General features: G+C 64.7%; 13 protein-coding genes and 2 pseudogenes. 8 read left to right on the plus strand and 7 right to left on the minus strand.

Annotation, left to right across the window (positions count from 1 at the left end):
* Nucleotides 1-96: 96 nt before the first annotated feature.
* Both cra and SBP02_RS16615 read left to right on the plus strand, forming a co-directional pair.
* On the plus strand, nt 97-1,098 hold the full coding sequence (gene cra / locus SBP02_RS16610; RefSeq protein ID WP_318643423.1) for a catabolite repressor/activator: 1,002 nt from the start codon (nt 97-99) through the stop codon (nt 1,096-1,098).
* A gap of 51 nt (nt 1,099-1,149) precedes the next feature.
* A complete protein-coding gene (locus SBP02_RS16615; protein ID WP_318646364.1) occupies nt 1,150-1,932 on the plus strand; it encodes a TatD family hydrolase in 783 nt (260 codons plus the stop codon).
* A gap of 87 nt (nt 1,933-2,019) precedes the next feature.
* Here the strand turns inward: SBP02_RS16615 and SBP02_RS20975 are convergent, their stop codons facing one another.
* The 5 genes and pseudogenes from SBP02_RS20975 to SBP02_RS16635 form a co-directional block, all read right to left on the minus strand.
* The gene (locus tag SBP02_RS20975) at nt 2,020-2,895 is read right to left on the minus strand and encodes a methyl-accepting chemotaxis protein (RefSeq protein ID WP_404824398.1); all 876 of its coding nucleotides are present in this window, start codon (nt 2,893-2,895) and stop codon (nt 2,020-2,022) included.
* Nucleotides 2,878-4,017: pseudogene (locus SBP02_RS20980) on the minus strand (HAMP domain-containing protein); the annotation flags it as partial. The pseudogene SBP02_RS20980 and the gene SBP02_RS20975, both read right to left, overlap by 18 nt.
* A gap of 267 nt (nt 4,018-4,284) precedes the next feature.
* Nucleotides 4,285-5,121, minus strand: coding sequence for a regulatory signaling modulator protein AmpE (ampE, locus tag SBP02_RS16625; RefSeq protein WP_318643428.1), 837 nt, complete (start codon nt 5,119-5,121; stop codon nt 4,285-4,287).
* A complete protein-coding gene (gene ampD, locus SBP02_RS16630) occupies nt 5,118-5,681 on the minus strand; it encodes a 1,6-anhydro-N-acetylmuramyl-L-alanine amidase AmpD (RefSeq protein ID WP_318643430.1) in 564 nt (187 codons plus the stop codon). The genes ampE and ampD overlap by 4 nt, the downstream gene beginning before the upstream one ends.
* Nucleotides 5,682-5,774: 93 nt before the next feature.
* Nucleotides 5,775-8,075, minus strand: a complete 2,301-nt coding sequence (locus SBP02_RS16635) for a DUF1631 domain-containing protein (RefSeq protein WP_318643432.1) — start codon at nt 8,073-8,075, stop codon at nt 5,775-5,777.
* A gap of 431 nt (nt 8,076-8,506) precedes the next feature.
* On the opposite strand from SBP02_RS16635, the gene nadC reads away from it, so the two are divergent.
* A complete protein-coding gene (nadC, locus tag SBP02_RS16640; RefSeq protein WP_318643434.1) occupies nt 8,507-9,355 on the plus strand; it encodes a carboxylating nicotinate-nucleotide diphosphorylase in 849 nt (282 codons plus the stop codon).
* Nucleotides 9,356-9,995: 640 nt separating this feature from the next.
* Here nadC and SBP02_RS16645 read toward each other — a convergent pair.
* Nucleotides 9,996-10,107: pseudogene (locus tag SBP02_RS16645) on the minus strand (prepilin-type N-terminal cleavage/methylation domain-containing protein); the annotation flags it as partial.
* Nucleotides 10,108-10,328: 221 nt separating this feature from the next.
* On the opposite strand from SBP02_RS16645, the gene pilB reads away from it, so the two are divergent.
* The 5 genes from pilB to yacG all read left to right on the plus strand — a co-directional run bounded on the left by pilB (nt 10,329) and on the right by yacG (nt 15,104).
* Nucleotides 10,329-12,035 (plus strand): type IV-A pilus assembly ATPase PilB, encoded by a 1,707-nt coding sequence (gene pilB, locus SBP02_RS16650; RefSeq protein WP_318643436.1) that lies wholly within the window; start codon nt 10,329-10,331, stop codon nt 12,033-12,035.
* Nucleotides 12,036-12,038: 3 nt separating this feature from the next.
* Nucleotides 12,039-13,262: a type II secretion system F family protein gene (locus tag SBP02_RS16655; protein WP_318643438.1), complete on the plus strand. Its 1,224-nt coding sequence runs from the start codon at nt 12,039-12,041 to the stop codon at nt 13,260-13,262.
* Nucleotides 13,263-13,265: 3 nt separating this feature from the next.
* Nucleotides 13,266-14,138, plus strand: coding sequence for a prepilin peptidase (locus SBP02_RS16660; RefSeq protein ID WP_318643440.1), 873 nt, complete (start codon nt 13,266-13,268; stop codon nt 14,136-14,138).
* A gap of 160 nt (nt 14,139-14,298) precedes the next feature.
* A complete protein-coding gene (coaE, locus tag SBP02_RS16665; RefSeq protein ID WP_318643442.1) occupies nt 14,299-14,907 on the plus strand; it encodes a dephospho-CoA kinase in 609 nt (202 codons plus the stop codon).
* Nucleotides 14,904-15,104 (plus strand): DNA gyrase inhibitor YacG, encoded by a 201-nt coding sequence (yacG, locus tag SBP02_RS16670; RefSeq protein WP_318643444.1) that lies wholly within the window; start codon nt 14,904-14,906, stop codon nt 15,102-15,104. The genes coaE and yacG overlap by 4 nt, the downstream gene beginning before the upstream one ends.
* Before the next feature lie 67 nt (nt 15,105-15,171).
* Here the strand turns inward: yacG and SBP02_RS16675 are convergent, their stop codons facing one another.
* Nucleotides 15,172-15,855: an energy-coupling factor ABC transporter permease gene (locus SBP02_RS16675; protein WP_318643447.1), complete on the minus strand. Its 684-nt coding sequence runs from the start codon at nt 15,853-15,855 to the stop codon at nt 15,172-15,174.
* Nucleotides 15,856-16,012 lie beyond the last annotated feature (157 nt).

The raw sequence follows: 16,012 nt of genomic DNA on the forward strand, positions 1-16,012 counted from the left end.
CGCTTGCTGAATCGTTTCATCAAGTGCTGGCACGTTACCCCATAATCGGCGATCCTTGAAGCCCGATCGTCAGTCGCAAAATCCAGGACCATCGCCGTGAAGCTTTCCGATATCGCCCGTCTGGCCGGAGTCTCGGTCACCACTGCCAGTTACGTGGTCAATGGCCAGGCCGCCAAGCGGCGCATCAGCCCGGCCACGGTGCAGCGGGTGCTGGAGGTGGTCGAGGCCCACGGCTATCGCCCCGACCAGCAGGCCGCCGGCCTGCGCCGCGGCCAGAGCCGCTGCCTGGGATTCATCCTGCCGGACCTGGAGAACCCCAGTTACGCGCGCCTGGCCAAGCTGCTCGAACAGCGCGCACGCAGCAAAGGCTACCAACTGCTGATCGCCAGCTCCGATGACGACCCGCACAGCGAGCGCCAGTTGCTCGAACTGTTCCGCTCGCGGCGCTGCGATGCCCTGATAGTCGCCAGCTGCCTGCCCCAGGACGACCCGGTCTACCGCCGCCTGGTCGCCGCCGGAGTGCCGGTGATCGCCGTCGACCGCGCCCTCGACCCGACCGCCATCCGCTCGGTGGTCAGCGACGACCGCCAGGCCGGCGCCCTGCTCACCGGCAGTCTGCTGCAACCGCCGCCGCGGCATATCGCCCTGCTCGGCGCGCGCGGCGAACTGGCGATCAGCCAGGCCCGCGAGCAGGGCTTCCGCCAGGCCCTCGAGGGCTTCGGCGGCACCGTCAGCGTCAGCCATGGCGAGCAGTTCAGCCGCGCCTGCGGCTACCGGCTGATGCGCGCCCTGCTGGCGGGGGACGGCGAGATGCCGGATGCATTGGTCACCACCGCCTACGTCCTGCTCGAAGGGGTGTTCGACGCCCTGCGCGAGCGGCACGCCCCAGTCGGTCAGGTCGAACCGCGCCTGGCGACCTTCGGCGACACCCAGCTGCTGGACTTCCTGCCGCAACGGGTCAATGCGATTTCCCAGCAGCACGCACAGATTGCCGAGCGGGTGCTGGACTGGGCGCTGCAGGCGATCGAGCAGGACCACTATCAGCCCGGCGTGGAAGCCATTCCGCGGGTGCTCAAGCAGCGCCAGGCAGCACAGTAGGCACCCGCATCCGGCTGGCGCCGGGCGGGTAAATCGCCGATGCTTCAAGCTATGCGCCTGATCGACACCCACACCCACCTGGACTTCCCCGACTTCGACGCCGACCGCGACGCGCTGCTGGCGCGCTGCCGCGCCCGGGGCGTGGAGCGCCTGGTGGTGCTCGGCGTGTACCGGGACAACTGGCAACGCCTGTGGGACCTGGTGCAGGGCGACAGCCGGCTGCACGCCGCCTTCGGCCTGCACCCGGCCTACCTCGACGCGCACCGCCCCGAGCATCTGGACGAACTGCGCGCCTGGCTGCAGCGCCTGGCCGGTCACCGGCAACTCTGCGCGGTCGGCGAATTCGGCCTGGACTACTTCCTCGAGCACCTCGACCGCCCGCGCCAGCAGGCGCTGTTCGAGGCGCAACTCGGCCTGGCCGCCGAGTTCGAGTTGCCGGCCCTGCTCCACGTACGCCGCGCCCACGCACCGACCATCGCCACCCTCAAGCGCTTCCAGCTCAAGCGCGGCGGCATCATCCATGCCTTCGCCGGCAGCTACGAGGAAGCCCGCGAGTACCTCAAGCTGGGCTTCAGGCTCGGCCTCGGCGGCGCGCCGACCTGGCCCCAGGCCAAGCGCCTGCGCAAGGTCCTGGGACAGCTGCCGGCCGAAGCCCTGGTGCTGGAGACCGACTCGCCGGACATGGCGCCGGCCATGCACCCCAACCAGCGCAACAGCCCGGAATATTTGCCCGACATCTGTGCCGAGCTGGCCCCGCTCGTGGGCCTGAGCCCAGACGAACTGGCCGCCACCAGCAGTCGTAACGCCTGCGAGCTGTTCGCCTGGCCCTCCTGACAGGCGCGAACACGCCCGCAGACGCGCGCATTCGCCCAAAGAACGAGGCCCGCCAAGGGGCGGGCCTCGTTCTGGCAGACAACCGGGTCAGACCCGGAAGGCACCGATCAGCTGCTTGAGGTGCGAAACCTGCTCGGACAGCTCGCGACTGGACTGCTCGGTCTGGCTGGCGCCCTCGGCGGTGCGCTCGCCGGCCTGATTGATCTGGACGATGTTCTGGTCGATATCCTGGGCCACCGCGGTCTGCTGCTCGGCCGCCGCGGCGATCTGCTGATTCTGGTCGACGATCATGCCCACCGCGGCGAGGATGTTTTCCAGCGCCTGCTGCACCTTGCCCGACTCGCCGACCGTGCCGTCGGCCATCTGGTGACTGACGCCCATGGCCTTGACCGCCGCGCCGACGCCGCCCTGCAGCTTGCTGATCATCGTCTCGATCTCTTCGGTGGACTGCTGGGTGCGCTTGGCCAGATTGCGCACCTCGTCGGCCACCACGGCGAAGCCGCGGCCCTGCTCGCCGGCCCGCGCCGCCTCGATGGCGGCATTGAGCGCCAGCAGGTTGGTCTGCTCGGCGATGCCCTTGATCACATCCAACACCTGGCTGATCGACGCACTGTCGCTGGCCAACTGGTTGATCACCGCCACCGACTGATCGATCTCCCCCGCCAGGCGCCGGATGCTGCCGACCTGGGACTCGACCAGGGCCCGGCCGCTGACGGTTTCATTATTCACGCTTTGCGCACTGCCCACCGCGGCGGCGGCGCTGCGCGCCACTTCCTGGGCGGTGGCGGACATCTGATTCATCGCCGTCGCCACCTGTTCGATCTGACTGCGCTGGCCGGCGACCGCCTGGTTGCTCTCGCCGGAAACCCGCTCCACACGGCCGGCCTGGCGCTCGACCTCGGTCACGGTATGGCCGACACGCTCGATCAGGTGATGGATCTTCTTCACCGTCTCGTTGAACATCTGCCCGAGCTCGCCCAGTTCATCCTTGCTCTGCGCCTTGAAGCTGACCGTCATGTCGCCGCTGGCGACCTGGTCCATGACTTCGCCCAGGCTCTTGAGGGTCGTCCGGGTGGACACGTAAAAACCGCTGTAGAGGTAGAGGATCAACAGGAACACCACCACCAGCGCCACCGCCAGCAGCAGCATCTGCGCGCGGTTGTCCTGCAGGCGCGCCTGCAGCTGCTCGTCGAGGAAGGCCAGCACCGCATCGTTGAACTCATAGGTCCTGCCCATCTGCGCACTGACCTGGTCGTAGAACTGCTGCCACGGCATGTCCAGACTGTCGGCGACTATCACCTTGTCCTCGAACAGCAGGGCGCTGTCCTTCAGGGTCGCCAGGCTGGCCTCTGCCAGGCCGGCCAAGGCCGCGCGTGCGCCAGGGCTGGCGCTCAGCGCGTCCTGCAGATTGAGCCCGTATTCCGCATGGACTTTCTCCAGCTCCAGCAACAGCTCGTCGAACTGGGTGCTCGCCGCCGAATTGAGGAAGCCCTGCCCCAGGGAATAGGCGCCCGTGGCCCGTCCGTCACGCAGCGGCTCGGTCACCATGGGCGTCACCACGGTGACCAGCTCGGTCATCTGCCGCACTTCACGCTGGCGGTCCTGGCTCAGCCCCGCCTGGCTGGCGACCAGCTTGATGAATACCTGGGAGCTGCCCAGCAGCTGCCTGGCCATCGCCGTCTTGCCCTGCAACGAGGTTTCCTGCTGCACGGCCTGCAGGCCGGCCATGAGCTCGTCGCGCTTGGCCTCGAACTCCTCGACTTGCTCGGCATCCCGAACCACGGGCGCCAGCGCCTTCAGGGCAGTCCCCAGGCGAGTCTGCAACTGGCCGATGCGATTCTCGAGATCCCCGGCCTGACCGGATTGCCCGATCATCTCGTTGATCTTCACCAGGTCGGCAAAGCTTTCCAGGTCGCGGCGCAGCGACAGGCTGGCACCCAGCAGGTCGAGACTGGCAAGGGCCGCCTGGGTGCCGACGAATTGACGATAGGAGTCGCGCACCAGGTAGAAGTTGGTCACCAGCATGGGCAGGAAGAACAAGACGCTGATCAGGCTGAACTTCATGCCGAAGCTGAGGCGGTTCATCAGCGCGATGGCTGGATACAAAACGGTCTTCACAAAGACGCCCCCAGTTCTAGTTGTTTTGTGCTGCTTGGCGGCTCGCCACGCCGCGCTGCTCGACGCGGCCGGCCGACGACCGGCGCGAGAGGCACATGGCCAGCCGCCCCGCCGAGCGTCTTATATACCTCTTATCGACGCGCTTCTCTGTAACTTAAGGTTAAGCGCGGTGCCGGGAGCATCGAGGGCAAAGGGGGAAGTTGGCCGGCCCGAGTCAGGCGCCGGCCGGGGGAACTAGAGGAACAGCGTCCACAGGGCGAATAGCGCATACCAGAGCACGGCGGCGCGCACCAGCAGTTGCCAGAGGCTGTCCAGGCTGCCGACCCCGGCGGCACCGAGCTCCGGCGCCGGTATCTCACAGGCCACGCGCCCCACATTGATCACCAGCTGTGCGGCGGAAATATCCCAACTCAGCAACTCGTGCAGCAACGCCCGATTGACCGCAACGAAGTTGCCGACCAGGGCGAAACTCGCCGCCAGCACCCGCGCCGGCAACCAGTCGAAGGCATGGCGCAGATGCACCGCCCGCTCGCGCAAGGCCGGCTGCTCGGCATGCTCGCCGAGCAGGGCCAACAGACGATAAGCCAACGCCGCCAGGGGGCCGAGCAAGGCATACCAGAAGATCACCGCAAAGAAGCTCTGATAGGCCTGCCAGAGCATGTGCCCCTGCACCTGCTGCAGCAGTGCGCCCTCGCTATCGGCCTCCAGGGCCAGATCGCGACGGGCCACCAGGTACGCCGCCTCGCTATCGCCGCGCCGCCAGCTGTCGCGGAAAGGGCCGAGCGCCGCCAACAAGTCGCCCCGCCCTAGGCTGTAGATCAGCACCAGCAGGTGCACCGGCAGCGCCAGCCAACCGTAGGCCAGCGGCTCGAGCAGCGACAGCAGCAGGGTCAGGCCCGCCAACGGCAGCACCACCAGAAGCACGATCCCCAACCAGGGGCTCTCGACGAAGTCCGGCTGCCGCTCGGCCTTCGCCAGCAAGCGCAGCCAGGGTCCGTCCTGCTGGATCGCATGGCGCCATGCCGAGAACTTCTCGACCCATAGCACCAGCAACAGCACCAGAAAAGTCATAACGCCTCCTTCTTATCCTTCAGCGCGGCGCGCAACCGCGGCCAGTCGAAAGCCGGACCGGGATCGGTCTTGCGGCTCGGGGCTATGTCGCTGTGTCCACAGATGCGCTCCGGGGCGAGTGCCGGGTAGCCCCTTCGCAGCGCGTGGATCAACGCCGGCAGCGCGACATACTGGGCCTCGCTGTAGGGCGTCTCGTCGGTGCCTTCCAGCTCGATACCCAGGGAAAAATCGTTGCAGTTCTCGCGCCCCTGGAAGCTGGACTGGCCGGCATGCCAGGCCCGCTCGTTGCAGGAGACGAACTGGGTAATGGCGCCGTCGCGCTCGATCAGGAAATGCGCCGAGACCTGCATCGCCGCGATGCTCGCAAAGTAGGGATGCTCGTCGGCCGACAGGCGATTCTGGAAGAACGCCTGGACCTTGCCGGTGCCGAACTGGCCCGGCGGCAGGCTGATGTTGTGGATCACCAGCAGGGACACCTCTCCCTGCGGGCGTGCGTTGAAGTTGGGCGAGGGGCAGTGGCGAATGCCCGAGCACCAGCCACTGCGAGGATCCAGCTGCATAACGGCTCCTTGAACGAGCCTCCACTCTAGAGCAGCCCTGCGGCGCGGCCAAGCCTTGCTTGGTGGAATGGCAATGCCGACGCCGCCGCAGGATCAGGTGCCCTTGAGCCTGCGCAGGTTACCGATCACCGATTCCAGGGCCCGGTCGAACAACAGCGCGTCATCGAGCAGGCGGATGGCGCAGCGGCGAAACTCCACGGCCAGCCCCATACGGGTTTTCTCCAAGACCTTCATGCCGGTGCGATTGACGAAGATGTACTTGCCGGTCGGCTTGATCACCGCCGCCAGCTTGCAGCGCAACTTATGCTCATCGTCTTCCTGGAACTCGACCCAGCTGCCCACGCGCAGGTTGTCCACCTGCAGCAACGACTCGTCATCGTCCGGCAGGGTCACCTCCGGCTCCGTTGAGCGCTGCTGGCCGGGTGCCTGCAAAACGATCTCTTCGACCACGGCGACCATCGGCAACGCCTCGGCCTCCGGCTCCTCATCCTCATTCGGCAGCTCCAGCAGCGGCAGGTCGATGCCGACCTCGGCCAGGGCCGCGCGCTGCTCTTCGTCCAGCTCCGCCTCGACCTCGACCAGGGGCTGCTTGAATCGCTGGAACGCCTGCACATGCAGTGCCTCCAGCTGACCGAAGAACTCGCCGGTGGAGAACGGATCGAACGCCGCGCTGGCCATGCCCTCGCGCAGGGCCTTGAGCAGCCCGGGCACCAGCTCCAGCAGGCGCAAACGCGCCTCCGGATCCTCGTGGGGCGTCACGCTCCACACCAGGTCGTCCATGGTCGCCAAGGCCGCCTGCCATTCGGCCGACTCCACACCGTGCTTCAGGCAGGTCAGCAGCAGCACCTTGCTCCAGGCCTCCTGCAACAGACGCACCACCACCTCCGGCAGGGTCTTGCCGAGCAGCCGCTCATTCAGCGCCTGCTCGACCTGGCGCCGAGCCAGCTCGGCCCGGGCACTGCCCTCTTCGGCATCGCGGGTACGCTGCTCGAGCAGTTCGCTACGCCGACGCTCGTCGCCGGTGAATGCGAGAAAGTCGGCGAGCAACTCGGAAAAGATCGCGGGGTCATCGACGAAATCGTTGAGCAGGCGCTGCACCACCTGCTCGATCTTCTGGTACAGGCTGTCGCGCTGAGCGTCGTCCTGTTCGCTCCAGCCCAACGCCGCCGAGGCGATCTCGTTGAGCAGGCGGCGCGCCGGGTGGCTGCCACGGCCGAAGAAGGTCTTGTCGAGTACCGCGACCTTGAGCATCGGGATCTGCAACCGCCCGATCAGCGCCTTCAACGAATCCGGCAGGGTGCGATCGTCGAGGATGAACTCGAACAGCATCGCCACCAGATTGATCACATCCTCATCGACTTCACCGACCACCCGGGCCTTGCCGCTCTTGGCGCTGGCGCGGCTGAGCAGGCTACCCAGCTGCTCGCGCAGGTCGAAGTCATCGCTGGCCTGGGCCGGCGCACGCTGCTGCATGTAGGACAGCAAGCGCATCAGGTCATGACTGGAGATAGGCTGAGCACCGGCCGGCGTCTCGCGCAGCGGAACGACGCTGCCACGGGCCTGGGACAGCAGCTGCTGCAGCGCACCGAAGACTTCCTGCACGCTCTGTTCGTCGTAGTCGCCGGCGGCCGGCGCACCGCCCGCCTCACGCTCGCCCTGCATCGAGCCAGCCGGGCGCCCGGTCTGGCGGCGCACCGGCGCCGACTTCAGCTCCGGCAGCACGCCCGCGGCGGCAAGCGCCTGATTGGCCTCGGCATACAGCTGATCGAGGTCCCCCAGCACATACTTCTCGAACAATTTGAAGATGATCAGCTTGACCTTGATCTCCACGCCCAGGCCGCTGCAGGCCTCCAGGAAGAACTCGCAGAGCGCGGTGGGGCCGAGGGGGTTGCTGCGATCGTCGAGCTTCTTGCTGACCAGGGCATTGAGCCGCGTGCTCAGGTGGCCGACCGCCATGCTGTCACGGCTCATGACCTTGGCGACCATGGCGTCCAGCGCCACCGTCTCCTCCAGCTCGTCGTTCTGCACCAGGGACAGGCTGTCGAAGGACACCGCATCCAAGGCTGGGGGCGTACCGACCTCGTACTGATTGAGGCTGGAGAAGGACTCGAAGACCTTCTGCAGGAAGCCGCGTTCGATATTCTTGCGTTTCAGCCGCAGATCGCGCATGGCCTCGAAGAAGGCATTCTGCTCGGAGTTGCTGGTGGCCCGGTCGGCCATCTCGAACAAGGTATCGTCGGCATTGTCGAACAACGCCTGCAGTGCCTGTTTGAGCTGTTGCGCAGCCTTGTCACGCACCTGGATGAGCGCCACGGGCAGTCTTCCTACCGGCGAAGTGGGCGATTGCGCAGAGGCCACCTTGCTCAGGTGCACCACTTTCGCATCAGTCTTCATTGCAAGCCTCCTGCAGACCGCACCTCAAAGGCACGCCGATCTGCACAGCGATCAACTGGGCGTCATCCGTAACGTCAAGGTCCTGGCGCCAACAATCCAAAAGTAAAGCCATTATAGGGACGCCCCCGAGCGCACCAAGCAGCCTTCTCTTGCAGATATGACCCAGGTCACAGATGTAACGCGCCAGCCTCCCAACGGCTAGCCGCGCGCGACAAACGCGTCATTGCACGCGCAAAGCGGACAAGCGCTACCCCGCCCCGTCTCGCGCGCCTGCACGGAGCGCCTGCCCACTATCCCTATTAACAGTAGCAGGTGACCGACTCGGGCTCCGCACCAGCGAGCCGGCCAGGATGGACGCCACCAGCGCCAATCCCGCTGCAACCACAGCCCGCTATCCCTATAATCGCCCCACCCAGACAGTGGAGCCCGTCATGCCCAACCTTACCCTCGCCGAACTGACCGCCGAAATCGAGGCCAACGTGCGCCGCGCCCTGACCGAGGACATCGGCAGCGGCGACATCACCGCGCAACTGATCCCGGCCCAGCGCCTGGCTCACGCCACGGTGATCACCCGCGAGGCGGCGGTGGTGTGCGGCACGGCCTGGGTCGACGCGGTGTTCCGCCAGCTCGATCCGCGGGTCACGGTGCACTGGGAAGTCCGCGATGGCGAACGGGTGGCGCCCAACCAGGCGCTGTTCCACCTGGAGGGCCCGGCCCGCGCCCTGCTGACCGGCGAGCGCAGCGCCCTGAACTTCCTGCAGACCCTCTCCGCCGTGGCCACCCGCTGCCGGCACTACGCCGACCTGGTGCAAGGCACCGGGGTGAAGCTGCTCGACACCCGCAAGACCCTGCCCGGCCTGCGCCTGGCGCAGAAATACGCGGTCACCTGCGGCGGCTGCCACAACCACCGCATCGGCCTGTACGACGCCTTCCTGATCAAGGAAAACCACATCGCCGCCTGCGGCGGCATCGCCGAGGCGGTGCAGGCCGCCCGGCAGATCGCCCCGGGCAAGCCGGTGGAGGTGGAGGTGGAAAGCCTGGAAGAACTGCGCCAGGCCCTGGACGCCGGCGCCGACATCGTCATGCTCGACGAGCTTTCATTGGAGGACATGCGCCAGGCCGTAGCCATCACCCAGGGCCGCGCCAAGCTGGAAGCGTCCGGCGGGGTCAACGAGAGCACCTTGCGCACCATCGCCGAGACCGGGGTGGACTATGTGTCGATCGGCACCCTGACCAAGGATGTCAAGGCGGTGGATTTGTCGATGCGGCTGGCGCTGTAGCACTCATAGCCCGGGTGTAATCCGGGAAACCGTTGCAGGCAATCCGAGCCGTCAGATTGTAGTAGTCAACCAATCCCGGACCGTAGGTTAAGTTCTTCTTCGGCCACGGCGGTCACCCTGCCACCTTCAGGCATCAAAAGGGCAGGGAGGGCCACCATTGAAGGCACTGCCGAGCCGAGCCGGGCCGGGCGAGTGGCGAGTGGCGAGTGGCGAGTGGCGAATATCGTTGCCTGCCCCCGATACCCCTTGCCCCTATTCCTTTGAGCAGCTGGAAAACGTGGCCTGTCCCTGACTTCCAGAATCAAACACCCCGCACGATGGCGGGGTGTTTGACACATCGGCGTATTCAGCAGGATCGCGGCAAGCGACAGAAGCGCCTTCGGAGATTAACAGGGTTTAACCCACCATACCGCGATGCCATACCGTCTTTAGCCCAGAGGTACAGATTGAGTGGCGACACCCGGAGCACGAGGAGTACCAACAATCGGGGTACCAAAGGCAGGTGTAGCCGCGCCCGTAAAGCTTGCGCATGCCCCGCCCGTCGGAACTGCAGGCTGCTGGCCCGCGGGGGAGCCCTCATGCAGCCATACTGCGATAACAGATGCTAAAGCGCGCGTCTCCGAAAGACACGCACGCTCAGCCGAACGGATGGTGTAGTTCTGATATTGAGGGATTGCGATTGCAGCCAAGATGCCGATGATTGCTACAACAATCATCAGTTCGATCAAGGTAAAACCTTTCTGCGCTTTCATGGGATCTCTCCTAAATGTGGGCAGGTCCAACGACCTGATCACTACCCTGCAGACTACGTGCCAACCTCTACCCCCCCACAATTTCTACGGCCCGTCCGAGGCGCCCCCTCACCGCCTGCGTCAAGCGGGCATTAAATGCCACTTTTTGTCACTCCTTTCCTACACGTTTGGCAGCCAGCATCAACTACGTTATAAGGCAGGCATTGCCTATGGAGCCTGCAATGAACGAAAGCATGTCCCTCACCGGACTGGCCAAACAGATGGTGAATGCCCAACTGCTCGACGAGAAGAGCGCACTTCAGGCCCAGTCCCAAGCCAAGCGCAACCAGGTTCCTCTGGTGACCTACCTGGTGCAGAATAAGCTGGTTAAGAGTCGCGCCCTCGCTGAGCTGGCATCCGAGCAGTTCGGCGTGGCCTTTTTCGACCTCGGTGCGATCGACAAGGAGGGCCAGCCCAGAGACCTGGTCAGCGAGAAGCTGGTCCGACAACACCGCGTCCTGCCACTCTATCGCCGTGGCAATAAGCTGTTTATCGGCGTATCCGACCCCACCAACCACCAGGCCGTAACCGATATCCAGTTCAGCACCGGCCTGAACACCGAGGCCATCCTGGTCGAGGACGACAAGCTCGGCGAGGCTATCGACAGGTTCTTCGAGTCCGCCAATAGCGGCATGGAGGATCTGGCGGACGTCGACCTGGATGGACTGGACGTCCAGGCCGTCGACGAGGACGCGCAAAACGATGCTGCCAGCGGCCAGGAAGCGGACGATGCTCCGGTCGTGCGCTTCGTCAACAAGATGCTGCTCGACGCCATCAAGGGCGGCTCCTCCGACCTGCATTTCGAGCCCTACGAGAAGGTCTATCGAGTGCGCCTGCGCACCGACGGCATGCTCCACGAGGTAGCCCGCCCCCCCATCCAGCTGGCGCCGCGCATCTCCGCACGCCTCAAGGTGATGGCCGCCCTGGACATCTCCGAGCGGCGCAAGCCGCAGGATGGCCGGATCAAGATGAAAATATCCAAGACCAAGGCCATCGACTTTCGCGTCAACACCCTGCCGACCCTATGGGGCGAGAAGATCGTGATGCGCATCCTCGACCCGAGCAGCGCGCAGATGGGCATCGACGCCCTGGGCTACGAGGAGGACCAGAAGGAACTGTACATGACGGCCCTCAAGCAGCCCCAGGGCATGATCCTGGTGACCGGCCCTACCGGCTCGGGCAAGACCGTCTCCCTCTACACCGGCCTGAACATCCTCAACACCCCAGACGTGAATATCTCCACCGCCGAAGACCCCGTGGAGATCAACCTGGAAGGCATCAACCAGGTCAACGTCAACCCCAAGCAGGGCATGGACTTCTCCCAGGCCCTGCGCGCCTTCCTGCGTCAGGACCCGGACATCATCATGGTCGGCGAGATTCGCGACCTGGAGACTGCCGAGATCGCCATCAAGGCCGCCCAGACCGGTCATATGGTCATGTCCACCCTGCACACCAACAGCGCCGCGGAAACTCTCACCCGCTTGCGCAACATGGGCGTGCCTGCGTTCAACATCGCCACCTCGGTCAATCTGATCATCGCCCAGCGCCTGGCACGCAAACTGTGCAGCAGCTGCAAGAAGGAAATGGACATCCCCCGCGAGGCCCTGCTCGAGGAAGGTTTCAAGGAAAACCAGATCGGCACCTTCAAGATCTACGCCCCGGTCGGTTGCGACAACTGCAAGGGCGGCTACAAGGGCCGCGTCGGGATTTATGAAGTGGTTAAAATCACGCCAGCCCTGCAGCGGATTATCATGGAGGAAGGTAACTCCATCGATATCGCCGCGCAGATGCGCAAAGACGGCTTTAATGACCTACGCACCTCGGCACTGGTAAAAGCCGCGCAAGGCGTCACCAGCCTCGAGGAAGTCAACCGCGTGACCAAGGACTAACCCATGGCGGAAAAAGCACTCAAGACCAGCATATTCAGCTGGGAAGGCAAAGACAGAAAAGGCGCCATAGTCAAGGGGGAACTCAGTGGGCAGAACCCCGCACTGGTAAAAGCGCAGCTGCGCAAGCAGGGCATCAACCCGACCAAGGTGCGCAAGAAGGCCGCCTCACTGTTCAATGCCGGCAAGAAGATCAAACCGCTGGACATCGCCCTGTTCACCCGACAGATGGCCACCATGATGAAGGCCGGCGTGCCCCTGCTGCAATCCTTCGACATCATCGGCGAGGGCTTCAACAATCCCAATATGCGCAAGCTGGTGGACAACCTCAAACAGGAGGTGGCAGCGGGCAACTCCTTCGCCGCCGCGCTACGCAAGCAGCCGCAATACTTCGACGACCTCTATTGCAATCTGGTGGACTCCGGCGAGCAGGCCGGAGCCCTGGAGACCCTGCTGGATCGTGTTGCCACCTATAAGGAAAAGACCGAGGCGCTCAAAGCCAAGATCAAGAAGGCAATGACCTACCCCATCGCCGTGATCGTGGTAGCCGTCATCGTCACTGTCATTCTGCTGATAAAGGTCGTCCCGGCATTCGAAAGCGTATTCAAAGGCTTTGGCGCCGAGCTTCCCGCCTTCACGCAGATGGTTTTGGGACTTTCCTACGCCTTGCAGGAATGGTGGTTTATCTTAGTTATTGGCCTGTTTGTCTTTGCCTTTACCTTTAAGGAAGCACATAGGCGCTCAGAGAAGTTCCGCAACACCCTCGATCGCTCACAGCTTAAATTGCCGATCATCGGCGATATTCTCTACAAGTCCGCAGTTGCGCGCTATGCGAGGACCCTGTCCACCACCTTCGCCGCGGGCGTCCCCCTGGTCGATGCCCTGGACTCGGTTTCCGGCGCCACCGGCAATGTGGTTTTCAAGAATGCCGTGGCCAAGATCAAGCAAGACGTCTCCAGCGGCACTCAACTCAATTTCTCGATGCGCACCGTCGGAATATTCCCGAGCATGGCCGTCCAGATGACCGCGATCGGCGAGGAGTCGGGCGCATTGGACGAGATGCTGAGCAAGGTCGCGACCTTCTACGAGGACGAAGTGGACAACCTGGTCGACAACCTGGCCACCCTGATGGAACCCATGATCATGGCCGTGCTCGGCGTACTGGTCGGCGGCCTGATCATCGCCATGTACCTGCCGATCTTCCAGCTGGGTAACGTAGTAGGTGGGTAATCGATGAGTTTCGTTGACATTCTGGCCGGCAATATGCCGGCCTTTGTTTTGTGCGTTTTTCTGCTCGGCCTGCTGATTGGCAGCTTCCTCAACGTAGTGATCTATCGCCTGCCGAAGATGATGCAGCGCGACTGGCAGGCCCAGGCGCGGGAGATCCTGGAGCTGCCGGATGAGCCAGCCGGCGGCACCTTCAACCTGATCCTGCCCCACTCCAGCTGCCCGCACTGCGGCCACGAGATTCGCCCCTGGGAGAACATCCCGGTGCTGAGCTATCTGGCGCTGCGCGGCAAATGCTCAAGCTGCAAGGCGCCCATCAGCCTGCGCTACCCCCTGGTGGAGCTGGCCTGCGGCCTGCTGTCGGCCTATGTCGCCTGGCATTTCGGCTTCACCTGGCAGGCTGGAGCCATGCTGTTGCTGACTTGGGGCCTGCTGGCGATGAGCCTGATCGACGCCGACCACCAGCTGCTGCCGGACGCGCTGGTATTACCGCTGCTGTGGCTGGGCCTGATCGCCAACGCCTTCGGCCTATTTGCCAGCCTGGACGATGCCCTGTGGGGCGCCGTCGCCGGCTACCTGAGCCTGTGGTCGGTGTACTGGCTGTTCAAACTGGTCACCGGCAAGGAGGGCATGGGCTACGGCGACTTCAAGCTATTGGCCATGCTCGGCGCCTGGGGCGGCTGGCAGGTGCTGCCGCTGACCATCCTGCTGTCGTCGCTGGTCGGCGCAGTGCTCGGAGTGATCATGCTGCGCCTGCGCAATGCCGAGACCAGCACCCCGATCCCTTTCGGCCCCTATCTGGCGATAGCCGGCTGGATCGCCCTGCTCTGGGGCGAGCAGATCACCGGCACCTACCTGCAGTTCGCAGGATTCCGCTAAGGACTAGCCTGCCGCCCCCAAGGCAAGCCACCACCCGCCCCTCGACATCGGGGCGGGCCACGCCAGGGCATGCCGCTGCACAGCCCCCTCGTTCGCCAGCACACAACCGCCCAGGCTACAATTCCCGGCCAATATATTGCTTAGAGAGTCGAACTCGATCATGACGCCCTGGATTCTGGGCCTTACCGGCGGTATCGGCAGCGGCAAGAGCGCGGTTGCACAGCACTTCATCGAGCAGGGTGTGCATCTGGTGGACGCCGATCAGGCCGCCCGCTGGGTGGTCGAGCCCGGCCGGCCGGCATTGGCGCAGATAGCCGAGCATTTCGGCGCCGAAGTCCTGCAGGCCGACGGCCAACTGAATCGCGCCGCCCTGCGCTCACGGGTGTTCACCGATGCCGCTGAGCGCCGCTGGCTGGAGGCGCTGCTGCACCCGCTTATCCGCCAGGAGATCACCGATTACCTGGCCCGGGCCGAATCCCCCTACGCGGTGCTGGTGTCGCCACTGCTGATCGAGTCGGGCCAGCACGAACTGACCCAGCGCATACTGGTGGTCGACGCCCCGGAGCAGCTGCGCATAGAGCGCACCATACAACGCGACCAGACCACCGCCGAGCAGGTCCAGGCCATCCTCAAGGCACAGGCCAGCCGGGAAGAGCGGCTGCGCCATGCCGACGACATTCTGGTCAACGACCGCGACCTGGACTGGTTGCGCAGCGAAGTCGAACGCCTGCACACTTTTTATCTCAGCCTACGCGGAGGCCAGCCATGAACGCACCCACCACAGTCGCCTGCCCCACCTGCGGCGCCCCCGTGGAATGGGGGCCGCAGAGCCCGAGCCGGCCCTTCTGCTCCGAGCGCTGCAAGCTGATAGACCTGGGCGCCTGGGCCTCGGAAGAGCACGCCATTCCCGGCAACGAGCTGGAGGACGACCTGTTTTCCGGCGAGCTGCCGCCACGCAAGCACTGAGGCGCAGGCACGACCATCAAGATAAGGGGCCGGGCCTGCACGGCCCCGACACCATCCCACCCCAGCGCTATCTCTCGTCATCCTTCCAGGGCGCCGATAGATAGCGCGTACGGTTGAAGGTTTCCAGCCAGTCCGGACAGAACACCACCAGGGCCGTGACCACCATCCCGTTGGTGAACGCCTCGGGGAAGACCACCAACCAGAGATAACCGACGAAATCGCCGAGCCAATGCGGCATGGGGTACAGCCCGTCGACCCAGAGCACACCGAGCCCGAACAGGACGCAGAGCAAGGCGGCCAACGCCGCGGGAAAGAAGCCGCAGCAGAAGATGTAGACGAACAGGTTGCGTGGCTGCGCCCGCTCCACCCGCAACGCGCAGGCCTCGGTAATCAGCACCGGCAATAGCACCAGCAACACGCCGTTCACGCCCAACGCCGCCAGTTCCTGGCGCCCCAGCGCCAGCAGACCCAACTGCGCGGCGAAGCCGGCGAGGATCGCCAGCGGCCAGTCGAGCAACAGGGTCACCGCCGTCATGCCTATGAGGTGGTAGGACAGCCCGGAGTCGAAGTCGCGGCGTACCAGCCACAGCAAGACCAACGCGAACGCCGTACCGCACAGCAGGTGCTGCCGGCGCAGATCGCTGCACAGCTCCAGCCATGGCGCGCGCCACAGGGCCCAGAGCAGCGCGGGGAGATACAGCAGCCAGCCGCTCCACAGGCTAGCGGGTGAAAGCAACGCGGCCGCGATCATGACAAGGTTCCAACAACGGGCGGATGAACGCGGCCAGTCTACACCGCCGCATCCCTTATCAGGATGCGCACCTGCGGACTGCGGCAATCGCCCCCCCCCGCTACCACGCAACCCGCTTTCCCGGCGGAGCAGGCTTGGCACTCGCCCAGTACACCGG

The sequence above is a fragment of the Pseudomonas benzenivorans genome (assembly GCF_033547155.1).
GTDB lineage: Bacteria > Pseudomonadota > Gammaproteobacteria > Pseudomonadales > Pseudomonadaceae > Aquipseudomonas > Aquipseudomonas benzenivorans_B.